We start from the raw sequence: 21,648 nt of genomic DNA, 5'->3' as shown, positions 1-21,648 counted from the left end.
CCCGGCCTGACCGAGCCTCGGTCAGCCGTTCGGCCGCCGGTCGATCGCCTGCAGTGACCAGCTGTTGCCGTCCGGGTCCCGGAAGTAGACGAAGTTGCCCCACGGCTGCGCGTCGACGTCGCTCGCCTCGACGCCGGCGTCCAGCAGCTGTTTCCGGGCGGCCTCGGCGTCGGCCACCACCACCTGGATCTCCTGGCTGCCCGGGGTCTTCTCGGTGATCCCCTCGCCGACCACGATCGAGCACGCCGACCCGGGCGGCGTGAACTGCACGAACCGCAGCCCGTCGCGCACCTGGTGGTCCATGTCGAGGTGGAACCCGATCCGCTGGTAGAACGCGATGGCCCGGTCGACGTCGGTCACCGGCACGGGCACGAGCTCAATCTTCCACGTCGCTGTCATACCCCCATCGTGCCGACGATTGCGGTCACTTCCTGACCGCATACGTCTCTGAGCATCACCGGTCTCTAGGCGATCGGGTGGCGATCCTGAGCGCGGCGCTGCGCCCCGCGCAGGACGATCGACGCGGCCGAGGCGGTGAGTGACAGGGCGGCCAGTGCGGCGAAGGCCAGATGGTAGCCGGCGACCGGCGCCCAGCCGGACGCTGCCGCGCGGGACAGGATCACGGCGACCAGGGCCACCGCGACCGCGCCGCCCACCCGCTGCATGATGTTCACGATCGCCGTCGCGTCGGGCAGCTGCTCGCGCCGGACCGCGGCGTAGGCGGACGACACCAGCGGCATCGCCCCGACGCCGGTGGCCAGGCCGGCCGCGAAGAGCAGCAGCTGCAGCAGGACCCCGTTCGCGTCGGCGGGCAGGAAGGCGAGGGGCAGCACCGCGGCCGCGACGGCGAGGTTGCCGAGCACCGCGACCCGCCCGCCCCCGAACCGGTCGGTCAACCGGCCGCCCAGGGGCAGCATGACGATCCCGCCCAGGCCGTAGGCGAGCAGGTCCACGCCGGTCCGGATCAGGCCGGTGCCGTGCAGCACCTGGAAGTACAGCGGCAGCAGCACCATCCCGCCGAACATGGCCCCACCGGCGAAGAACCCGGCGCTGGTCGCGGCCCGGAAGGCAGGGTTGCCGAAGAGCCGGACGTCCAGCAGCGGCTGCTCGGCACCGGCCGCGCGCAGCAGGAACCCGGCCAGCCCGGCCAGCCCGAGCAGCACCGGCAGCCAGACCGGCAGCGCGGTCACCGACCCGGTCGAGCCGATCTCGGACAGCCCGTAGACCACCGCGGACACGCCACCGCCGGCGAGCACCACCCCGATCACGTCGAGCCGCCGCCCCGGCACCCCGCGCGTCGGCGGCAGGTAGCGCCACCCGAGCGCCAGGGCCACCAGCCCGAACGGGACATTGATCAGGAACAGCCACGGCCAGCTCCAGTGCGCCAGCATGAGCCCGCCGACGGCCGGCCCGATCGCGGGCGCCCCGACCACCGCGATCCCGACCACGCCCATGACCCGGCCCATCCGCTGCGGCCCGGCCGCCTGGCCCAGGATCGTCTGCCCGGCCGGGATCATCAGCCCGGCCGCGAGGCCCTGCAGGACGCGCGTGCCGATCAGCCACCCGGCGGTCGGCGCGAAGGCGCAGGCCACCGAGGTGAGCGTGAAGGCGGCCAGCGCGCCCCTCCAGAGCCGGCTCACGACGACCCGCCGGGCGAACCAGCCGCACACGGTGAGTGAGACGCCGAGGGCCAGCAGGTAGGCGCTGGCCACCCACTGGACGGTGGCCAGCGGGGCACCCAGGTCGGTGCCGATGGTGCGCAGCCCGATGGTCACCAGCGAGGTGTCCAGCATGCCCATGACCGCGCCGAACACGACCACGCCGGCGGTGCGCCAGACGTGCCCGGGGATCCGGTCGGCGGCGAGGGCGGGCGTGCCCGGCCGTGGTGCCGTCATGACTCTCTCCTCCATCATCGATGAGCTACTCAATTGCGGAGCCTAGCAATGATTGGGGTGCTCAACAATAGATATAATCAGCGGGTGACCGACGAACCATCGGCGGCGGGCGCCTTCCACCCCGCCGGCCTGCTGCGCTATCCGACGTACGTCTTCGGCAAGCTGCACAAGGCGGTGCACGCGCAGCTCGCGACGCCGCTGCGCGAGCACTGGGTGCTGACCCATCTCGCCGAGCGCGCCGAGATCTCCCAGCAGGAGATGGCCAACGCCATGGAGATCGACCGCAGCGAGGTCGTCCGGCTGATCGACAGCCTGGAGAAGGCCGGCCTGGTCACCCGCACCCGCGATCCGGAGGATCGCCGGAAGTACCGGTTGGCGATCACCGCGGCCGGCGACCGCCTCCGCGCGGACACCGACGCCAAGATCCTCGAAGCCACCGACGTCCAGCTCGCCCGCCTGACCCCGGCGGAACGCGAGACGCTGCACCGGTTGTCGCTCAAGGCCCTCGGCTACGACACCGAGGGCCTGCCGGTCTCATCGTGAGCGGGGGACAGCGAGGTCGTCGCGCCGGATGTCGGCACGCGCGGCGCGCTGAAGCTCCGCCGCGGCGCCGTGCGGATCAGCCGGCGGCCGGATCGCCGGCGTAACGGGCCACCAGCTCGGTGCCGATGCGGGCGAGGGCGGCGCGGACCTCCGGCGGCCCGAGAACTTCGACCATCGCGCCCCAGCCGGCCAGGGTGCGGGCCAGGTCGCGCGGCGCCGGCGCGCCCACCCGGACCCGGGCGCGGCCGTCGGCGAGCACCTCGACCTGCTCGCAGTTGCGGCCGAAGTGGTCGCGGAGCACCCAGACGAAACGCTCCTCGATCAGCAGCTCCGCCCAGGTGCCGGCGCGCTTGCGCTCGACCTCGTCGACCACGGCGCGCCACGCCTCGTCCAGGTCGAAGCCGGCCGGCCGGTCGAACGTCTCCGCGGTCACCTCCAGGTCACCGATCCGGTCCACCCGGAACGTGCGCCGGCCGCGGACGGTGCCGGCCACGACGTACCAGAGATCGTTCTTGTCGACGATCCCCCAGGGATCGGCGGTCCGCGGCTCGCCGCGGTAGGTGAAGCGGACCCGGCGCCGGCGGACCACCGCGTCCTGCAGCCGGTCGACGAGCCCCGGCCGATCGCTGCCCCGCTCCCCCCAGCCGACCGGATCGACCAAGGTGGCCGAGGCGGCGGCCTCGGCGTCCGCCCGGAACGGCGCCGGCAGCGCCCGGACCAGCTTGCGCAGCGCCGACCGGGTCTGCTCGGAGGCGCCCGCGGCCGGGCCGAGCAGCAGGAACAGCGCCCGGGCCTCGACCGCGGACAGCCCGCTGAGATCGGTCCGCGCGCCGCCCACCAGCGACCAGCCGCCGTGCCGGCCGGGCTGCGGGAACACCGGGATGCCGGCCGCCGACAGCGCCTCCAGGTCCCGGCGCGCGGTGGCCACCGACACCTCCAGTTCGGCGGCGACCTCGGCGGCGGTCACCCGGCCGCGGGCCTGCATCAGCAGAAGGGTGGCGACGAGCCGGTCCGCACGCATGGCCCCAGGCTCTCAGGAAAAGTGCTCAGAAGGTGAGCACTTATGCCGCGAGCATGGAGATGAGCCGATCGAAAGGACCCCCGTCATGCTTCGCGGATTCACCACCGTCACGTTCTTCGCCGACGACCTGGACCGGGCCCGCGCCTGGTACACCACCGTTTTCGAGGCCGAGCCGTACTTCGTCCGCGAGGGCGCCTATCTGGAGTGGCGGGTCGGCGACTACCAGCACGAGTTCGGCCTGCTGAACGCCCGCTTCGCACCGCACCCGCACACCCTGGCCCCGTCCGGCGCCATCATCTACTGGGCGGTCGACGACGTCGAAGCCGCCTACCAGCGCCTGCTCGACCTGGGCGCCACCGACCACGACAAGCCCACCGAGCGCGGCCCCGGCTTCGTCACCGCCTCAGTCCTCGACCCCTTCGGCAACATCCTCGGCGTCATGCTCAACCAGCACTACCAAGACGTCCGCAAAGACCTGACCGACCGCAAGTGACGGTCCACTGAAGGCGCGGCGCTCCCGAGAACCGCGCCTTCAACCATTTTCCGTACGCGGACAGTCCCGCTCCGTCAGCTCCGCCGTCACCTCGAACGCCTTCTCCGACGCCGCTCACTACGAGCCGTAGCCCGGGCTCCACGTTTCGCGCCGGATGGCGTTCATCTCTCCGTCGGCCGCGCGCCGGAGCAGCGTCAAGGCATCCTCGCGGGTCACTCCCAGCCGATGGAACGCCTCGCCGCCCGGCTCCGTGTCCTCCAGGACGACCAACCCGCGATCACCAGCGAAGACACCGATCCCCCACCCGGTGGCGTCTTCCGACAGCCAGACGTCACCGTGCTCCACGTCTTCGCCGTCATCCAGTTCGGCCACGAGCTCGCGCAGCGTCTCGTCCGGTATCTCGTCGTGACTCGACGATGCGCCATACCGCCAGAGAAGCGAGAAAGTCATGCCGTACCCCGAAATCGTTGATGGACGCGCTGCTGGGACCCGGCATCCGCTTCTGCGCCACAACGGTGGCGGCGCTGAGTAGGCGGGCACGCTTTTCGCGTCGATGACCTCGCGAGGCGGGGACGAGCGCCTTCGTGACGCCGTCGGCTAGGAGGTCCTTCGCCTGCCGGGAGTGAGCGCATCAGTGGCGCGCTCTCAGCGCCCAGTGCTCCGCGTCGTAGGCCCTCATGGCCAGTTGGCTGCCCGGTTCGGCTTCGTCAGCGAGCCGCGCCAGCTCAGCACAGGCCGCAGCGTCTCCGCCGCGCGCCAGAGCGGACAGCACCTCTGGCCTGACCTGCGGATCCGGGTCGTCGCGGCTGGCCGTGATGACCTGGGCCGTCACCGGGTGATCAAAGGCATGGGTGCACAGCACCCGGATCGCGCTGGCACGTACGCGCCCGTCACGGTCTCCGGCCAGGGCGGCCAGGAGGTCGGCGCCCTCCCGCACGGAGGCGGACGTCATCAACGCGGAGCAGAGTTCCTCCGCGACCTGCCGCCGCACCACCGGGTGGGGGTGTTCGGCATGCGCCACGATCTCGGGCAGGAGACCGAGGTCGTGGTACTCGGCGAAGGCCGTGATCAGCCGGGTGAGAACGTCGGCGTTCGATTCGGCGGCGAGGCGGGTCCGCAGGAGGGCGAGGACTTCGTCCCGGCACGGCGCCGGACCGACGGCGAGGGCGTGCAGCACTTCGGCGGCGAACCACCGGGTACGAGTGTCCGGATCCAGCAGGACGCCCATGGCCCAGCGCGTGGTCGCCACGGTGTCGTGCCGGTTGGTCGCCGCATGCCACGCCTGGGTCCAGTTGACCGAGTCCGGGTCGCCGTCCCGCAGGGCGCGCGCCAACAGCTCGTCGAGTGGCGCCCCGATCCCGAGAAGTTCCTCGATGTAGGTCACGATCGCCAGGTGAGCGGTCTGTACCTGCCTCCACCGCCGGTCGGCCGAGGTCACCCGGACGCATTCCGCGTTCCCGTGGAAGTCGACCGAAACCATCTGGCGTTCGACTTCGGCAGCGGGATCACCGAGCCGGCGCTTCAGCTCCGCCACCGGGTCGAGACCGACCCAGGCGCGGGCGATGCGCAGCATGGGCTTCGTGGTGTGCTGGTCGAGCCGACCGAGGATCACCTGGTAGGCGCCGTAGTCCGCGGCCCAGAGCATCAACTCGGTGTCGTTCCGAGCGGAATCGGACCAGCCATTGGCGAGAAGCTCTCGGACCCGCGTCCCGTGTCCAGCGGCTGTTGCCGCGCGCAGCAACGCACCGTTCCCGTCCACGGCGAGTGCGGCCGGACGCGCCGAGCGGTCTTCCATCGCGGTCATTGTTCAGAAGCCGGACCGCGACGGCAAACCCATACCCGGCCAGGCCGGATCCGGCCGGGTGCGCGAGCTGGTGTGCCGGCTGTCCGTTGCCACGGCGAGCCCGCGGTGGACACCGGTATGACGCTGCGACGGTGTGCGGTGACTTCGCGGGCGTTCAGCCGTTGCCCGCCGACCGCAGGTGGGCGCGGGCCTGGCTGAGCGTGTCGGCGAGGGCGACGAGCTGATCCCGGTCGAGCAGGTCGATCAGGTTCTCCCGGACCACGCGCAGATGCCCGGGTGCGGCCTTGAGCAGCGCCTGCTCGCCCTGGGGGGTGAGGACGGCGAGGATGCCCCGGTCGTCGCTGGTGCAGGTCTCGCGCCGGACCAGGCCGGCTTTCTCCAGCTGGCTGACCTGGTAGGTGAGGCCGCTGCGGGAGGCGACCAGCGCGTCGGCCAGCTCGGCCATCCGCATCCGCCGGTCGGGGGTCTCGGCGAGCCGGGTGAGCAGTTCGTACTGCGGCTGGGTCAGGCCGCCGTCGTCGCGGAGCTGCTGGTTGATGCGCTGGAGCAGGAGATTGCTGGTGTCGAGGAAGGCCACCCAGGCCCGCATCTCGACCTCGTCGAGCCACCGTTCCGTCATGCCGCGACGGTAGCAGGTCGTTCGAACTCGAACTACCTGTGACCGACGACTCAGTTGATTCGAATCCGAACTACCTCTAGCGTCCTCCATGTCGTTCGAACTCGAACTACTTTCGGCCGGCGCGGTGCCGTGCCGCACGACGAATCAGAGGAGAAAGCCATGAAGATCGCCGTTCTGGGTGCCGGCAACGTCGGATCCGCTCTCGCCGCCCGGCTGACCGAGCGGGGACACCACGTCATCCTGGCGGCCAGCGAGCCGGGCTCGCCGCGACTGGCCGCGGCCGCGGCGGCCTCCGGCGCCGAGACCGCCAGCGCCGCCGACGCCGCCACCGCGGCGGACCACGCCGTGATCGCGGCGCCGTTCGCCGCGATCGACGCCCTGCTCACCGATGAGGTCCGCGATGCCCTGGCCGGCAAGGTGGTGATCGACGCGACCAACCCGCTCGCCGCCGACTACATGTCGCTGACCATCGGGCACAGCACCTCGGCCGGTGAGCAGGTGGCCGAACGGCTGCCCCGCTCCCGGGTGGTCAAGGCGTTCAACACCGTCTTCGCCGCCACACTCGACAAGCCGGTCCTCGGCGGCGTCAAGCAGCTGCTTCCGGTCGCCGGCGACGACGCCGACGCCAAGCAATCCGTCATCGCCCTCGGCGACGAACTCGGCTTCGAGGCGATCGATGCCGGCCCGCTGACCAATGCCCGCTACCTGGAACCCGCCGTGGAGTTCCTCATCCAGCTCGCCTACGGCCAGGGACTCGGCGCCGGCATCGGCCTGCACCTCGCCCGCGCCTGACCGACCGGGCACGGGGCCCGATCTCCTGCCGCGCGGGGCGGGACGGGGGGTGACGGTGACCGGCCACGGGCAATGAAGGGGGCGGCGATCGTTGTGGACGCGCAGCGGCCAGATCGCCGGCCCCGGCCCGCGCTACTTAAAGAGAATTTGGTGTACGACCGCGGCCCGGCCAGGCTTGGTCGAGGTGATCGGTAGGGTGCTCAGGCCCGCGCTGCCCACTCATATGGCGGGGTGTGGCTCTCTCCCGGCTTGGACCCTGCCGGTCACCGTGGCGCGGAGTGGCTGAAGAGGGGTTTGCCCAGCTGTAAGTAGCGTTGCCCTCCCGCTGGTGTGGTTCTGCCGCGACGACGGGAAGGTCAACGGGTACATGGGTCAGCTGATCATTGGAGTCGATCCGCACAAGCGGTCCGCGACGATCGAGATCATCAACGAGCGTGAACAGGTGCTGGCCCGTGGCAGGTACGGCACCGACACCGGTGGCTACCAGCAGATGCTCGCCGCCGGCCGCCGTCACGCCGGCCGGGTGTGGGCGGTCGAGGGCTGTAACGGCATCGGCCGGCACCTGGCCCAGCGGCTGGTCGCCGACGGCGAAACCGTGCTGGACGTCCCGGCGAAACTCGCCGCGAAAGCCCGCAACTTTGACACCGGGCACGGCCGTAAAACCGACGGTCACGACGCGCACCACATCGCGGTGACCGCCCTGCGCACCCCGGGCCTGCGCCGCGTTCACGCCGACGGCGCCACCGTCGCGCTGCGGCTGCTGGCCGACCGCCGCGACCAGCTCGGCGCCACCCGCACCGAGACCATCAACCGGCTGCACCAGCTACTGCTCGAACTGATCCCCGGCGGCGCGAAGAAGAACCTGACCACCGACCAGGCCCGCACCCTGCTCGAACGCGTCAGCGTCCCGGCCGGCGACATCGTCACCGCCACCCGCTATCAGCTGGCCGGCGACCTGGCCGACGAGCTCACCACCCTGGACACCAAGATCAAAGCAGCCAACCGGCAGCTGAAGACCGTGCTGGCCGCCACCGGCACCCAGCTGACCAGCCTCAACGGCATCGGCCCCTCCGGCGCCGCCCGCCTGCTCGGCGACATCGGCGACATCAGCCGCTTCCCGACCCGCGGGCACTTCGCCACCTGGAACGGCACCGCCCCCATCGACGTGTCCTCCGGCGACAACCATCATCACCGGCTCAACCGGGCCGGGAACCGGCGCATCAACCGGGTCCTGCACATCATGGCCATCACCCAGCTCCGCTTCGACACCCCCGGCCGCGCCTACTACCAGCGCAAACGCGCCGAAGGCAAAACCGCGATGGAAGCCATGCGAGCGTTGAAACGACGCCTGTCCGACACCGTCTACCGCCAAATGATCAAAGACGACCACACGGCACAACAGACAGCGACGGGTCCGGGAGGACACACGGGGGCGACTCTGAACTCCAGCGCGGCCGACCCAAACCCCAAGATCGACACTTCGGAAAAGTCACAACCCGGACCCGCCAACCACCACCCTAAAACACCCCTCACACCAACCCCTTGACAGAGGGGTGCCGGGAGCATGCGATCCGTACGCCGGCGGACGTGCGCCCATGCAGCTCTTGATCTTGACCTTGGGAGGCTTCGTCGTCCGTTCCGCTCTGACCCGGGTGATGAGTTCTCGACGCCGGGGCCGTCACATAGGTGTGGGGACGTGGCGAGGCGGAAGGATGGCGTGATGGGTGCGGATGTGGAGCTGACGGCCGGGCTGACCGGGGTGGACGAGCCGGGGTTCGCCGGGCTGACGGAGCGGCATCGGCGGGAGCTGCATGTGCACTGCTACCGGATGCTCGGGTCGTTCGAGGACGCCGAGGACACCGTGCAGGAGACGTTCCTGCGGGCCTGGCGGCGGCGGGAGACGTTCGAGGGGCGGTCGACGGTCCGGGCGTGGCTGTACCGGATCGCGACCAACGCCTGCCTGGACCTGCTCGCCAAGTGCCGGCCGGAACCGGCGAGCGGTGAGGTGCGGTGGTTGCAGCCCTACCCGGACCGGCTGCTGGACGAGCTTCCGGCGGGCGACGCGGACGAGCCGGAGACCCTGGCGGTGGCGCGGGAGACGATCGAGTTGGCCTACCTGGTCGCGGTGCAGCATCTCGCGCCGCGCCCGCGGGCCGTGCTGATCCTGCGGGACGTGCTCGGCTGGCCGGCGAAGGACGTCGCGGAGCTGCTCGGTGACTCGGTCAACTCGGTGAACAGCGCGCTGCAGCGGGCCCGCGCCGGGATGCGCGAGCACCTGCCGGCCGAGCGGCAGGACTGGACCGGTGGCGACGAGGACGCCGGCACGCGGGAGCTGGTGCGCCGGTTCACCGAGGCGAGCGTGGCCACCGACATCCCGGCGCTCGCCGCGCTGGTGCGGGACGACGTCCGGTCGTCGATGCCGCCCACCCCCGGAATGCAGATCGGCCGGGACGAGGTGGTGAAGTACTGGGTGGAGAGCGGCTTCGAGGGGATGACCGGCCTGCGCGCGGTGCCGACCGCGGTGAACCGGCAGCCGGCCGTGGCGTTCTACCACTGGCGCGAGGCGGAGGGCGCCTACCTGCCGCTGACGCTCGACGTGCTGCGCGTCGTAGGCGGGGCGATCACCGAGATCGTCACATTCCACAGCGACCGGTTCGCCGGGCTGGAGCTGCCGGAGCGGCTGCCGGCGGACGGCAGCGAGGAGGAACGTCATGACCATCACGGATGAGACCGAAGGTGTTGTTCCCGGCCGGACCCGGCGGCTCGTCGGTGTCGGCCTGATCGCCACGCTCGGCGCGATGGCGGCCACCACGCTCGGCGCCGCGCTGGCCCGGGCCGCCGGGGTCGACTTCGAGCTGCCGGACGGCGGGGAGACCATTCCGCCGGCCGGGTTCGCCGTGCTGACCGGGATCTGCTGCGGCCTGGGCGTACTGATCGCTGTCGGTCTTCTGCGGTGGAGTTCCCGGCCCGCGCGGCGTTTCCTCTGGACGGCCGTGTCGCTGACCGTGTTGTCGCTGGTCGCGCCGTTCGTGCTGACCGGGGCGAACGCGGCGACCATGGCGGCCCTCGCCGGGCTGCACCTGGTCGCGGCGGCGGTGATGATCCCGGCGCTGACCTGGAGTCTGCGCACCCGGGGACAGAGCATTTCGCGTACGCGAAGCGGCTCGTGATCCTAATCCGGCTCGGCGGGACGGCGTCGGCGGAACGCGGTGAGGCCGAGGACCAGCCAGAGCAGGTTGAGCACGGCGGACGGCCAGGCGGCGTGGACCACCCCGCTGGCTGCCAGACCGGCCGAGCCGGCCAGGTTGAGCAGCAGGTAACGGCCGCCGGCGGCCTGCTCGGGGTCGTGGGTGACCAGGGCGTGGGCGAGCAGCAGGGCGCCGGCGCCGGCCCAGCCGAGCAGGTCGGCGAGGTGCATCGGATCAGGCCGCCTGGACCGGGACGGCGGCGCAGGCGCGGACCGGGAAGGTGCCGAAGCCGGCCACCCGCGGCGGGAGGGCGGTGAACCGCGCGCCGTGCGGCGGCACCTGATCGAGACCGGTCAGGTGCTCGACGATCGGGATGCCGGCGGCGAGCAGGAGCGTGTGCGCCGGCCGTTCACCCGGCGAGCCCTCGACGTCGTCGATGTTGACGCTGTCGATCCCGACCAGGCGGGCGCCGTGCTCGACGAGCCAGCGGGCGCCGGCCTCGGTGAGGTAGGGCGCCTGACGCGCGTAGCCGGGTGTCCCCCAGCCCGCGTCGCCGCCGGTGTGCAGCAGCACGGCCCGGCCGGTGACGTCATGCGCGGCCAGCGCGCCGACATCGACGCCGCGGACGCCGGCTCCCGCGGTGCGCACGACGACGGCCGGCAGGTCGACGAGCCCGTCCAGGGGCAGGCCGGCCAGGTCGGCGCCGTCGGGATAGCGGTGGTAGGGGCTGTCCAGGTAGGTGCCGGTGTTGCCGACCATGCTGATCCGGTCGATGGCGAACTCGGTCCCGGGCGCGTAGGTCTTCCTGGACTCCTCGCGGCTCAGGTGTGGCGTGATCTCCGGCCCGGGCAGGCCGGGATAGGTGGTCATGCCGGCCGAGATGACGTGGCTGAGGTCGACATGTCGCCAGGCCGGCGCCGTGGGGCCGGGGGCGGCGGCGCTGGGTCCGCCACGGGTGCCGCGGTGCGCCTCGGCGATCACCTCCAGGTTGGTGATCTCGACGGTGTCGGTCAGCAGCAGACCCAGGGAGGCCAGGAACAACTCGCCCACCTGCTGCTCGGTTGCGTCCGGGCCGGGCAGGTCGACCCGGAAGCCGTCGGCTTTCAGGCCGCCGCCGTTGCTGAAGGTCACTGTCGCGTCGAACACCGCGCGGTACTCGGTCATGAGGCCATCCTCGCGTCACGGTGGATGCAGGAGAAGTGAGTGCTGGTGAAGTTGGCGTACAGTCCCGCTGCATGCAGCTGTCGCCGTACCGGATGCTCGTGCTCCGCGCCGTCGCCGACGCCGGCGGGGTGACCGCGGCGGCCGCCCGGCTGCACCTGGCGCCGTCCGGGGTGTCGCAGCACCTGGCGGCGCTCGAGCGGGAGAGCGGGCTGGTGCTGCTGGACCGGTCCCGCCGGGGCGGGCAGCGGCCGGTCACCCTCACCGCCGCCGGGCGGCAGCTGGCCGCGCACGCCGACCGGCTGGCCGCGGTCCTCGCCGACGCCGAGGCCGACGTCATCGCGTGGAGTCAGCGGCTGGAGGGCGACGTGCGGATCGGGGCGTTCCCGACGGCGGTGCGGCGGCTGGTCGTACCGGCCGTGCTCGCGCTGCAGTCGAGCACGCCGGGCCTGCGGGCGGCGGTGCACGAACTCGACGAGGCGTCGGCGACCGCCGCGCTGCACGCGGGCGACCTGGACCTGGTGCTGGTGGAGGACGAGGCGAACGCGCTGCGCCGGCCACCGCCGGGCCTGGTGGCGCACCGGCTGCTCGACGACCCCTACCGGCTCGCGGTACCGGCGACCTGGCCGGTCCCCGGCGACATCGGTGACCTCGCGGACCGGCCGTGGGTGGACGGGCCGCCCGGCTCGGCGGTGCGCGGCGTCCTGGACCGGCTGCGCGCGGCCACCGGGCTGCCGTTGCGGGGAGCGCACACCTGCCTGGAGTTCCCGGCGGCGCTCGCGCTCGTCGACGCCGGCCTGGCCGTGGCGCTGGTCCCCGATCTGGCGCTCGACCCGGCGACGCACGTGGTGAACCTGCCGGGGCTCGGGGCGCGGACGATCAGCGCCTATGTTCAGCGGAACCGGCGGCTGGCGCCGCTGCTGGGCGCGGTCCTCGACGCACTCCGGTCGGCTAGCACGCGGGCGCCCATCCATTGACCGGTACGGACCCGCGGATCGATCGCGAGCCCGGCACCATCACCCCGAATCGCTTAGCAGTCAGTTAATCGGTTGCACGCCATCGAGACGGGAGCGTCAGATCCCGGCTATGACGATGGTGCTGAGTACGCCGACGACCGACGGGGTGCGCGAGGCTATGGCGGCGTTGCGTGAGTGGCAGCACGACGGAGCGCCGATGCAGCTGCATCCCGGAGACATCGGCTGGAACTACCGGTTGGGAACGGCCGAGACGGCCGCGGTGGTCCGGACCTGGAGCCGGGACGGACTGATTCTCGCTGTCGGGATGCTGGATTCGCCGACGCTGGTGCGGATCACAGTCGCTCCCGACGCTTTTCAGGACGAGGACTTGGCGCGGCGGCTCGTCGAGGACTTGTCGCTGCCGGAGCGCGGCGTGCTGCCGGACGGAGCGGTGTCCATCGAGGCGCCGCAGGGCCTGCTGCTCCACGACCTGTTGACCAAGGAGGGCTGGGGTGTCGGCGAGCCGTGGACTCCGCTCGTCCGCGACCTCGCCGAAGCGCTGGAGGACCCCGGCCTGCGGATCAAGCCGATCGGCCTGGAGCAGGCACACGACTTCGCCAACGTCCTTCGGTCATCATTCAACACCACGAGGCCCACGCGCGAGTACCGGCACAAGATGTCCGCGGCACCGTTCTACGCCGACGCCCGCTGCCTGGGCGCCTACGACGACCAAGGCAACCCCGCGGCGGTGGTGACGGTCTGGTCGGCCGGCCCGGGGAAACCAGGACTGGTCGAGCCGATGGGCGTTCACACGGACCACCGCGGCCGTGGCTACGGCCGGGCAATCACCGTCGCCGGGGCGGCCGCATTGCGGGAGATGGGCTCATCGAGCGTGCGCGTGTGTACGCCGAGCTCCAACGTCGGCGGCGTCGCGACGTACAAGGCGGCCGGGTTCACGGCGAGGCCTGAGATCGCCGACCGGATCCGGAAGGTCTGACGTCGGAGTCTCCGGACCTTTCTCACCTTGCGACACCCGCACGAGGGACAGCACTACTGCAGCCCCCACCGCCCTCGCCCCGCACATCCACGAGCTGGCCTCCGCCATCGGTGGGTTGACGTCCGCCAACTCGCGCGGACTTGCCCGAGCGCCCGCACAAACCCGAGTGGTCGTACAGGCGTACTAATCGGCGTGGTTATGATCTTGGGGTGGGCACTACTCGGCCGGAGCGGGAGCTGCCGCTGGCGCGTACCAGGTACGTCGCCGCGGCACGGCGGTTCGTCCGCGCGTTCGCCGGGGTCCTGGCCCGCGGGGTGCCGATCGATCCGGGGCCGCCCGGTCACCCGCGCGACTGGACCCGGGCGGACGTCGCCGCGCTGCAGGAGTTGCACACCGCGCTCGGCGAGATGCTGACCGCCCGGCGCGGCTGGGACACCTCCCGCCGGCGCGGCTGAGCCGCGCTCACCCCGCGTGCACCAGCGACCGCAGATCGGCCGGGCGGTGCGCGGTACGGTCGGCCGGCTGCCCGGCGTCGTAGAGGTGGCCCCACGCGGCGGCCACCGCGACCGCGCCGCTGTGCCACGCGGCCTGCAGGTCCAGCGGGGAATCCCCGACGTAGGCCACCGAGCCGGGCTCGACGCCCAGCCGGCCGCAGGCGTGCAGGATGCCGTCGGGGGCGGGCTTCGGGTTGGTGACCTGGTCGCCGCCGACGATCACCTCGAAGTGCCCGAGCAGGCCGGCCGCGCCGAGCAGGATCCGCGCGGCCCGGTGGCTGGCGCCGGTGAAGACCGCCACCGGGCAGCGCTCGGTCAGCGCCGCCAGCGTCTCGCCGATGCCCTCGTAGGCGCGGACCTGACCGTCGCCCAGGTGCGTGTAGTACCGGTCGAGGTCGTCCTGGGTCGCCGGGCGGCCGAGCAGATGGTCCAGGATCCGGCGGGGCGGCCCGAGAGGATAGGCGGCCACGATCTCGGTGTCCGAGCACCGCGGCCCGCCGCCGGCCGCGACGGCGGCCCGGAACGCCGAGTTCACCGCGGTCGTCGACTCGATCAGAGTGCCGTCCATGTCGAACACGACCGCGTCCACGGGAGCGTTGCGGGAATCGGAAGATCGCATAGCGCGACCCTACTCACGCGAGCCGCGCCGTCATTCGCCCAGCCACGACAGGGACGGGGCGGGCAGCTCGTCGACGACCCCGTCGCGGACCTGCCACACGACAGCGTTGCCGCGCTCGTCGGTGATGACGAACAGGCCGCGAGGGCGGTCGCCGTCCTCGTCGGCCGGCGGCAGGGCGGCCAGCTCGGTCACCTGGGCACGCAGCCAGGGCAGCTCACCCTCGCGGAGGTCACCACCGTAGAAGAGGTACAGCGTCCAGTTGAACGGCTTCGCCGGGAAGGCCCAGCCGCCGGAGTAGTGCCCGTCGTGGTGCCGCTGGATGATCTCCTCAGCGCTGCGCCGCTGACTGAAGTCGATCTCCACCCATCCGCGAGCCGACGCGTACATCCCCATGCCGGCCGACTGTAGGCGATGGCGCCGCTCGGAAAGGCGTTGACGAGGGCCGGCGGAAAGCCGATGGTTCGCTCGTGCTGATTCGACGCGAGGTTCCCGGTGATGTCGAGGCGATCCGTGCGGTGACGGCGGCCGCGTTCCGTGGCGTGGCGCACAGCGCGCCCCCGGTGGAACCGGGTGGGGATCCGGGCGAAGCGGCCCTGGTCTCCCGGCTGCGCGACGATGCCGGTTGGATCCCGCAGCTGTCGCTGGTCGCCGTGGCGGACGACCTCGTGGTCGGCCACGTGGTCGCCACCCGGGCCCGTGTCGACGGCCGGCCGGCTGTCGGGCTCGGGCCGCTGAGCGTTCTCCCGCGGCGGCAGCGAACCGGGGTCGGCACTGCTCTGATGCACGCCGTCCTGGGCGCCGCCGACGCGCTGGGCGAGCCTCTGGTCGGGTTGCTGGGCGACCCGGCCTACTACCGTCGTTTCGGCTTCGTTCCCGCCCAGTCGATGGCGATAGTCGCGCCGGACCCGTCCTGGGGCGAGTATTTCCAGGTCCGGACCCTTTCCCAGTACGACGGCAGGACCGGCCGCTTCTCCTATGCCGGCCCCTTCGACCAGCTCTGAGCGAGGGAGCCCGCGACCGGCCGCGTAGGGGCCTGGGCCGTGTCATCCAGCTCATCGGACTGTTCTGGATCCGCCGCCGTCCGGAAGGGATTGCCGCCCGCGATCAGCGGTGATCTCGGCTTCGCCTGTTCGCCGACGCACGAGTCAGGACAACGTCAGCTACCGCTTCCGAGTGTTCGGGGAGGCGTTCGTAGTCGCGGGCGGAGGCGCGGTGATCTCGACCGGGCCAACCTCGATCAGCACCGTCTTGGCCCTCGGGCCTGCGCGCCAGCCGCGGGCATTGCCGGGATCGAGCGCGCGTTCTCTGCGGCAAACCCGTGCAGCTTGATAGCGTTCGTGGCACCGAGGCGGCGGGCATGGGCCAGGCAGCTGAGCTGTGGACTTCGCGGTATTCGTTCGTGCGGCCTGCCCACTCGAAAAGCCCGAGCTCAACTTTGGGTAACGGTTCCGTCCCGGCGGAGGATGACGCGGATCGGTGGCGGGATCGCGCCGTCGAACCCGTGTCCACCTCGGTCGTTGGCGAAGCCGAGGAGGGCCGGCTTCCCGTCGGCCAGGTTGACCAGGTGCGCCGCGTAGATTGAGGGGTCGTCGAACGGGATTGCTGCGGCGACGTCGTAGGGGCCGATGATGGAACTGCCGGGGGCACTCCACATGCCGGTCAGGGGGGTCGCCTGGCGGCGTTCGGCGGAGAGCTCCTGGGCGAGGCAACAGAAGGTCAGTACCGGGCGGCCATCGATCAGGCTGACTTGCGGTACCTCCATATGGCCGAATCCAGCGGGGGCGGTCAGCGGCGGCTGTACCTCCCAGGTGTCGAAGTCGGCCGAGCGGGCATGCCCGATCACCCCCCGGTCATTCCGGGGTCCGGTGCGGGCTCGGGCGGTGATGAGCATGTGCCAGCCGTCGCCGTCCGGGTCGCGGAGAACCCAGGGGTCGCGCCAGGTTTCCTCGTGCCAGTCCATCTGGTCGATGGTCTCGTACCAGCGCGGGTCGGCGCACAGCAGAGGCTGAGGGCCGGCGCGGCGCCAGGTGATCAGGTCGTCCGAGTCGGCCCGGCCGATGCGTTGCACCCGGCCGCCCTCGTGCTGGGAGAGGGCGGTGTAGAAGAAGTGCCACCGGCCGGTGTCGCCGCGCACGATCGATCCGGTCCAGATGGCCAGGTCGTCCCAGGCTGGTGAAGGCGCGGCGGTGAGCGCGTCGGGCAGGATCGTCCAGTGCTCCCAGTCGGGGCTGACGGCGTGCCCGACCGCCGCATGGGTATGGCGGGCGATCGGGTCGCCGAGAGCGCGGGGGGCTTGCAGGTAGAACAGGTGCCGGTCGTCCCCGTCCTCGACCGGCCAGCTGTCCCAGATCCACAGATCGTCACGTCGCAACACGCGTCAACCCTTGACACCGCTGGAGGCGATACTGCCGATGAACGCACGCTGGAAGCAGAGGAACAGCACCAGGACGGGGATCGTGATCAGCGTGGAGTATGCCATCATCGGCCCCCAGGCGACCTTGAGCTGGAAGAAATAGGACACGCCTACCATCACCGGGCGCAGGTTCTCGCTTCGGACCACCATCAGCGGCCACAGGTACTGGTTCCACGCGGGTAGGAAGGTCAGGATCGACACCGTCGCGATGGCCGGGCCGGACAGCGGCATCACCACGCTGCGGTAGATGCGGAACCAGCCGGCGCCGTCGACCCGGGCGGCCTCGTCGAGGTCCTTGGGGATGCTCTGGAAGTACGAGTAGAACAGGAAGATGGCGAAGGCGTTGGCGATGAACGGGATGATCTGCACCCGGTAGCTGTCCAGCCAGCCGAACTCCCACAGGGGCACCCCGCCGCGCAGGGTGAGCCAGGGCAGCTTGTTCACCCACCACACCATGGGCAGCGCGAAGGTCTCGAACGGCACCACCAGGGTGGCGATGATGACCGCCAGCACGACTGTCCGTGCGCGCCACCTGAGCCGGGACAGCGCGAACGCCGCCAGGCTGTTGACGAACAGTCCGATCACGACGGTGAGGGCGGACAACAGGATCGAGTTGACCAGGAACCGGCCGGCCGGGACGGTGTCGAAGACGGTGCTGTAGTTGTCGAACGAGATCTTCCCGACGGGTAGGAAAGCCTTGACCGAGTCGAGGTCGCCGAAGATCTGGTCGTCCGGCTTGAGCGACGAGACGAACATGAACACGATCGGGAAGGCAAAGAACACGACCAGGATGATGCGGCCGACGTATCCGCCGATCTTCTGCCAGCGCGGTTCGCGGGTCGGCTGGCGGTGATGGGCTTCCGGTGCCGGCGTGATCGCCGAGGGTGCGGTGCTGGTGTCGGTGGCCATGATCAGTCCTTGTCCCGGGTGAGGTAGCGCTGAACCAGCGACACGGTCAGCACGAGGATGAAGAAGATGAGCGAGATCGCGGACGCGTACGCGGTCTGCTGTTGCTGGTAGCCGGTGCGGACGGCCTGGTAGACCATGGTGGTGGTGGAGTTCAGCGGGCCGCCGGCAGTCATCACGTTGATCTGAGCGAACAGGCTGAGCGCAGCGATCGTGATGGTGACCAGGATGAACGTGCGGGTGGCCCGCAGGCCGGGCCAGGTCACGTACCGGAACTTCTGCCAGGTGGTGGCTCCGTCGAGATCAGCGGCCTCGTACCGTTCCTCGGGGATGGTCTGCAAGCCGGACAGCCAGATCACCATGTGGAAGCCGACGGCCTGCCAGATCGACATGAACATGATGGCCGGCATCGCGGTCTTGGTGTTGTTGAGCCAGTCGGTGCCCTGGACGACGTTGAACGTGACCGTCTGCAGCAGCGAGTTGACCAGGCCGTCGGGCTGGTACATGAAGCGCCACAGGATGGAGACAACGACGATGGAGGTCACCACCGGGATGAAGTACATGGTGCGGAAGAAGTTGACGCCGCGGGTCTTCACGTTGATGAGCAGCGCCAGCAGCAGTGCGAAGGCGGACTGGACCGGCACCACGACCAGGCCGAAGTAGAAGGTGTTGCGCAGCGACGCCCAGAACACGGGGTCACTGAACAGCCGGGTGAAGTTGTCGAGGCCGGTGAAGTGGGCCGGCTCGGGTGCGATCAGCCGGGCGTTGGTGAAGGCAAGGATGAAGCACAGGATGACCGGGATGAAGAAGAACAGCAACAGCAGGATCACCGCCGGCGTGACCATCAGCGCGCCGATGCGGGCCTCGTGCCGTTCGGCGGCCTTGAGACGACGGCGGGGGCGCCGGGTCCGGGCCTCGATGGCGGGTTCGGCCGCAGCGGCAGCCGTGGAAATGCTCATGAGTCCCTCCGTCCCTCCGGTGGTGGGTGCGAGCCCGTAGGGTGGCCCGCACCCCCGCTCCGGGGATCAGAATCCGTAGCTGTCGTTGGACTTGATGTTTTCGTCGATGTCTTTGGCGGCCTGGTCGAGGATCTTCTTCGGGTCGCCGCCGGCCACGATGTCCTGTGTCGCCTTGGCGAACGTGCTGGTCAGGAACGGGTAGCCGGGGGTCGGCGGGCGCAGGACGGCGCACTTCTTGGACAGATCGAGGAAGAACCGCTTGGGGCCGCCGGGTTGCCAGCCGGGAGCGATCGCCGCCGCGGCCTCGGTTGCCGGGATGACGTTTTGCTTCTCCGAGAACATCGCGATGTACTTCTTGTCGAGCGAGAACTTGAGGTAGTCGAGCGCGCCGTCGGACTTGCTGCAGCTGGAGCTGATCGCCCACTGCCAGGACCCGCCGCCGATCTTGGGGCCGGTGCCGAGGTCGGGCGGCGGCAGGATCACGCCGTCCTTGACCTTGCCGATGTTGCCGGCGTTCCAGATGCCTGACCAGACCATCGCCGACTTGCCGTTGACGAAGTCCGCGAAGGCGTCCTAGCTCGACTTGGCCGGGGTGTATCCGTTTTTGACGAGGCCTTGCAGCCAGGCGCCCCACGCGAGCGCCTTCGGGCCGTTGATGATGCCGTCCGAGGTCTTGTAGGTGTTGCGGTCGATCAGGTCACCGCCGAAGCTCTGCAACAAGGGTGAGTAGCCGTACGTCCACCACTCGGTGGTCGGGTCGCCGGTGGCGAGGTCGAACACGTTCTCGTACTTGCCGGTCGCCTTGATCTTGGGTAGGGCGGCGTTGAACTGGTCGGCGGTCCACGGCTTGTCGATGGTGGCCACCGGCAGTCCGGCGGCGGTGAGGGCGTCCTTGTGGGCGAACAGGCCCAGGGCCGCGTCGTAGTAGCCGATGGAGTAGAGCTTGTCCTTCCACTTGCCGAGCGTGGTCGGCAGATTCTGACTGGTCAGGTCGGACGGCAGGTTCAGCGGTGCCAGGTAGCCGGCGTAGGCCCAGTTGGGCACCGTGGGGCCGTCGGTGTCGAGAATGCACGGCAGTTTCTTCGCCGTCGCAGCGGCCGTCACGGCGTCGTTGTACGACGCCTGCGGGAACGCCTGCACGACGACCTTGAACTTGTTCTGGCTGGCGTTGTAGTCCTTGACGATCTGGTTGACCACCCCGAGTTCTTCCGGGTTGCCGGCGTTGTGCGTCCACAGGGTGATGTCGCCGCCACCGCTGTTGCCGCCGCCGCTGCTGCCGCCGGAGTTGCTGACCGTGCCGCAGCCGGCCGCCACCATCAGAGCGGCGGTGGTAGCGGCCACGACGCGTGTCGTTCGGCGCCGATATAGCCGAATGCGCATGACATACCTCGATTTGGGTAGCCCGCAGGCCCGCGCCGGATCAGCAGGGCGGGCGGGTGATCGGAGGAGCTGAACGTGCGTCAGGCGCCGGACGGGGGCGCCACCGAGTCACGCCGGTACAACGTGCCAAGAATCTTGGTTTGCTGAGGCGTGGTCGCGGGATCGGTGATCTCTGCGATCAACTGCCGGACAGCCCAGGCGCCCATCTCGTGATGCGGAAGCGACACCGTGGTCAGGCCGGGGAACTGGTTGTCCGCAAGGAGTTCTAGATTGTCGAACCCGATGATCGAGAGATCATCGGGGATGCGCAGCCCCAGCGTGTGCGCGGCCTGGTAGACACCGACGGCCATGGTGTCCTTATAGCAGAAGAGGGCGGTCGGGCGATTCGGCCGCTGCAGGATGTCCAGGGCGGCTCGATACCCGCCCCGTGAGGTCGGCGGCTCGACCGCCGTCCAAGCCGGGTCCGGCACGATGCCGGCCTTGCGCAGCGTCGCGCGATAGGCCCGTCGGCGGAGCGGGGCGGCCAGGATGCGGTCGGTGCAGTCGACGTAGCCGATCCGCCGGTGTCCGTGATCGAGCAGTTCGGTGACGGCGAGCCGGACGCCGCCCTGCTCGTCCGGCACCACCGAGGACACCGTTGAACTCTGTGCGACCGCGTTCACCAACACAGTCGGAGTTCCGCCGAGCAATTCCGGCACGGTGAGACTGCGGTGGTACATCGCCGCGTAGAGAACCCCATCGACCTGCTGCTGCAGCAGAGAGGTAAGTGCGGTCTCCTCCAACCGGGCGTCGCCGCTGGTATCGACCGCCATCAGGAGCCTGCCCGTCGGCAGGGCCGCCTCCTGTGCGCCGACGATCATATTGCCGGCGTACGGCGTGGTCGCGACGAAGTCGCTGACGAACCCGATGAGATGCGACCGCTGCAGACGCAGCCCCCGAGCCATTCCGTTCGGCATGTATCCGAGGTCGTTGGCTGCCTTCCAGATCCGCTCGCGGGTCTGCGGATGGACACGCGCCGACTTGACGCGGTTCAGCACCACGGACACGGTCGAAACCGAGACCCCCGCGGCCGCCGCCACGTCACTCATCCCGACCTTCGGCATGTCCCCCCCGGTGAAGTACTCCACGCCGGGACCGAAGATCGTAGCCCGCCTGCCCGCCGTTGGGTCAATGCGGCGTGGCCACCGCTACAGTACCGCCCGGCCAGACGCAACCCTGACCGGGTGATGGCATTCCGTGGCGGTGTTCCGGCCGCCGGTCCGAAGAGGCTCATCATTCCGCCAAATCGTTTTGGCAAGGCTTACAACCGAGACGGTCCCTCCGTTGCGTGATGGGAGCAACACGCAGGTGTCCGTTGTTATCGAAACGTTACGGCAGTTGCGCAAACGATTTGGCAATGGCAGAGCCA

Annotated in this window: 24 protein-coding genes and 1 pseudogene; 10 read left to right on the top strand and 15 right to left on the bottom strand. The window is 70.4% G+C overall.

Annotated elements, in window-relative coordinates; genetic code table 11:
- Window positions 1–21: 21 nt before the first annotated feature.
- Complete coding sequence (locus tag BJY16_RS28930) at window positions 22–399, bottom strand: VOC family protein (protein ID WP_185042714.1); 378 nt, start codon at window positions 397–399, stop codon at window positions 22–24.
- A gap of 65 nt (window positions 400–464) precedes the next feature.
- On the bottom strand, window positions 465–1,895 hold the full coding sequence (locus BJY16_RS28925) for a DHA2 family efflux MFS transporter permease subunit (protein WP_185042713.1): 1,431 nt from the start codon (window positions 1,893–1,895) through the stop codon (window positions 465–467).
- A gap of 84 nt (window positions 1,896–1,979) precedes the next feature.
- On the opposite strand from BJY16_RS28925, the gene BJY16_RS28920 reads away from it, so the two are divergent.
- Complete coding sequence (locus BJY16_RS28920; RefSeq protein WP_203759247.1) at window positions 1,980–2,438, top strand: MarR family winged helix-turn-helix transcriptional regulator; 459 nt, start codon at window positions 1,980–1,982, stop codon at window positions 2,436–2,438.
- A 76-nt stretch (window positions 2,439–2,514) separates the two neighbouring features.
- Here BJY16_RS28920 and BJY16_RS28915 read toward each other — a convergent pair whose 3' ends face one another.
- On the bottom strand, window positions 2,515–3,459 hold the full coding sequence (locus BJY16_RS28915) for a helix-turn-helix transcriptional regulator (protein ID WP_185042711.1): 945 nt from the start codon (window positions 3,457–3,459) through the stop codon (window positions 2,515–2,517).
- Window positions 3,460–3,544: 85 nt separating this feature from the next.
- Here BJY16_RS28915 and BJY16_RS28910 point away from each other — a divergent pair, with 85 nt between their 5' ends.
- The gene (locus BJY16_RS28910) at window positions 3,545–3,952 is read left to right on the top strand and encodes a VOC family protein (RefSeq protein ID WP_185042710.1); all 408 of its coding nucleotides are present in this window, start codon (window positions 3,545–3,547) and stop codon (window positions 3,950–3,952) included.
- A gap of 117 nt (window positions 3,953–4,069) precedes the next feature.
- On the opposite strand, the gene BJY16_RS28905 is transcribed toward BJY16_RS28910, so the two are convergent.
- The 3 genes from BJY16_RS28905 to BJY16_RS28895 form a co-directional block, all read right to left on the bottom strand.
- Complete coding sequence (locus BJY16_RS28905) at window positions 4,070–4,402, bottom strand: hypothetical protein (RefSeq protein WP_185042709.1); 333 nt, start codon at window positions 4,400–4,402, stop codon at window positions 4,070–4,072.
- 181 nt (window positions 4,403–4,583) lie between these two features.
- Entirely contained in the window at window positions 4,584–5,747 is a 1,164-nt protein-coding gene (locus BJY16_RS28900) for a HEAT repeat domain-containing protein (protein WP_185042708.1), read from the bottom strand.
- A gap of 163 nt (window positions 5,748–5,910) precedes the next feature.
- Complete coding sequence (locus BJY16_RS28895) at window positions 5,911–6,375, bottom strand: MarR family winged helix-turn-helix transcriptional regulator (protein ID WP_185042707.1); 465 nt, start codon at window positions 6,373–6,375, stop codon at window positions 5,911–5,913.
- A gap of 159 nt (window positions 6,376–6,534) precedes the next feature.
- Here BJY16_RS28895 and BJY16_RS28890 point away from each other — a divergent pair, with 159 nt between their 5' ends.
- The 4 genes from BJY16_RS28890 to BJY16_RS28875 all read left to right on the top strand — a co-directional run bounded on the left by BJY16_RS28890 (window position 6,535) and on the right by BJY16_RS28875 (window position 10,337).
- Window positions 6,535–7,167 carry an NADPH-dependent F420 reductase gene (locus tag BJY16_RS28890; RefSeq protein ID WP_185042706.1) on the top strand — a complete coding sequence of 211 codons (633 nt, stop codon included), beginning with the start codon at window positions 6,535–6,537 and terminating at the stop codon, window positions 7,165–7,167.
- A gap of 328 nt (window positions 7,168–7,495) precedes the next feature.
- Window positions 7,496–8,713 carry an IS110 family RNA-guided transposase gene (locus BJY16_RS28885; protein ID WP_311775284.1) on the top strand — a complete coding sequence of 406 codons (1,218 nt, stop codon included), beginning with the start codon at window positions 7,496–7,498 and terminating at the stop codon, window positions 8,711–8,713.
- A 174-nt stretch (window positions 8,714–8,887) separates the two neighbouring features.
- Window positions 8,888–9,895 carry an RNA polymerase subunit sigma-70 gene (locus BJY16_RS28880; RefSeq protein ID WP_185042705.1) on the top strand — a complete coding sequence of 336 codons (1,008 nt, stop codon included), beginning with the start codon at window positions 8,888–8,890 and terminating at the stop codon, window positions 9,893–9,895.
- Window positions 9,879–10,337, top strand: coding sequence for a DUF6069 family protein (locus BJY16_RS28875; protein WP_185042704.1), 459 nt, complete (start codon window positions 9,879–9,881; stop codon window positions 10,335–10,337). Before BJY16_RS28880 ends, BJY16_RS28875 begins: the two co-directional genes overlap by 17 nt.
- A 2-nt stretch (window positions 10,338–10,339) precedes the next feature.
- On the opposite strand, the gene BJY16_RS28870 is transcribed toward BJY16_RS28875, so the two are convergent.
- The gene (locus BJY16_RS28870; RefSeq protein WP_185042703.1) at window positions 10,340–10,585 is read right to left on the bottom strand and encodes a CBU_0592 family membrane protein; all 246 of its coding nucleotides are present in this window, start codon (window positions 10,583–10,585) and stop codon (window positions 10,340–10,342) included.
- A 4-nt stretch (window positions 10,586–10,589) separates the two neighbouring features.
- Window positions 10,590–11,519, bottom strand: coding sequence for a cyclase family protein (locus BJY16_RS28865; protein ID WP_185042702.1), 930 nt, complete (start codon window positions 11,517–11,519; stop codon window positions 10,590–10,592).
- Window positions 11,520–11,590: 71 nt separating this feature from the next.
- On the opposite strand from BJY16_RS28865, the gene BJY16_RS28860 reads away from it, so the two are divergent.
- The 3 genes from BJY16_RS28860 to BJY16_RS28850 all read left to right on the top strand — a co-directional run bounded on the left by BJY16_RS28860 (window position 11,591) and on the right by BJY16_RS28850 (window position 13,924).
- A complete protein-coding gene (locus tag BJY16_RS28860) occupies window positions 11,591–12,493 on the top strand; it encodes a LysR family transcriptional regulator (RefSeq protein WP_185042701.1) in 903 nt (300 codons plus the stop codon).
- A gap of 109 nt (window positions 12,494–12,602) precedes the next feature.
- Window positions 12,603–13,469, top strand: a complete 867-nt coding sequence (locus BJY16_RS28855; protein ID WP_185042700.1) for a GNAT family N-acetyltransferase — start codon at window positions 12,603–12,605, stop codon at window positions 13,467–13,469.
- Window positions 13,470–13,678: 209 nt separating this feature from the next.
- A complete protein-coding gene (locus tag BJY16_RS28850; RefSeq protein WP_185042699.1) occupies window positions 13,679–13,924 on the top strand; it encodes a hypothetical protein in 246 nt (81 codons plus the stop codon).
- 7 nt (window positions 13,925–13,931) lie between these two features.
- Here BJY16_RS28850 and BJY16_RS28845 read toward each other — a convergent pair whose 3' ends face one another.
- Together BJY16_RS28845 and BJY16_RS28840 are read right to left on the bottom strand one after the other, a co-directional pair.
- Entirely contained in the window at window positions 13,932–14,582 is a 651-nt protein-coding gene (locus tag BJY16_RS28845) for an HAD family hydrolase (protein ID WP_185042698.1), read from the bottom strand.
- Between the two features lie 30 nt (window positions 14,583–14,612).
- Window positions 14,613–14,975, bottom strand: coding sequence for a hypothetical protein (locus tag BJY16_RS28840; RefSeq protein ID WP_185042697.1), 363 nt, complete (start codon window positions 14,973–14,975; stop codon window positions 14,613–14,615).
- 74 nt (window positions 14,976–15,049) lie between these two features.
- Here BJY16_RS28840 and BJY16_RS28835 point away from each other — a divergent pair, with 74 nt between their 5' ends.
- Window positions 15,050–15,583, top strand: coding sequence for a GNAT family N-acetyltransferase (locus BJY16_RS28835; protein ID WP_185042696.1), 534 nt, complete (start codon window positions 15,050–15,052; stop codon window positions 15,581–15,583).
- Between the two features lie 428 nt (window positions 15,584–16,011).
- Here BJY16_RS28835 and BJY16_RS28830 read toward each other — a convergent pair whose 3' ends face one another.
- The 5 genes and pseudogenes from BJY16_RS28830 to BJY16_RS28810 form a co-directional block, all read right to left on the bottom strand.
- Window positions 16,012–16,956: a glycoside hydrolase family protein gene (locus BJY16_RS28830; protein ID WP_185042695.1), complete on the bottom strand. Its 945-nt coding sequence runs from the start codon at window positions 16,954–16,956 to the stop codon at window positions 16,012–16,014.
- A 3-nt stretch (window positions 16,957–16,959) separates the two neighbouring features.
- Complete coding sequence (locus tag BJY16_RS28825) at window positions 16,960–17,904, bottom strand: carbohydrate ABC transporter permease (protein WP_185042694.1); 945 nt, start codon at window positions 17,902–17,904, stop codon at window positions 16,960–16,962.
- Between the two features lie 2 nt (window positions 17,905–17,906).
- Window positions 17,907–18,860, bottom strand: coding sequence for a carbohydrate ABC transporter permease (locus BJY16_RS28820; protein WP_185042693.1), 954 nt, complete (start codon window positions 18,858–18,860; stop codon window positions 17,907–17,909).
- Between the two features lie 66 nt (window positions 18,861–18,926).
- Window positions 18,927–20,177, bottom strand: a pseudogene (locus tag BJY16_RS49010) (extracellular solute-binding protein).
- 143 nt (window positions 20,178–20,320) lie between these two features.
- On the bottom strand, window positions 20,321–21,367 hold the full coding sequence (locus BJY16_RS28810; protein WP_203759081.1) for a LacI family DNA-binding transcriptional regulator: 1,047 nt from the start codon (window positions 21,365–21,367) through the stop codon (window positions 20,321–20,323).
- Window positions 21,368–21,648: the final 281 nt, after the last annotated feature.

The organism is Actinoplanes octamycinicus (genome assembly GCF_014205225.1).
Lineage (GTDB): Bacteria > Actinomycetota > Actinomycetes > Mycobacteriales > Micromonosporaceae > Actinoplanes > Actinoplanes octamycinicus.
The sequence above is the reverse complement of the archived record's forward strand: the minus strand, read 5'-3'. Positions and strand labels throughout refer to the sequence as shown.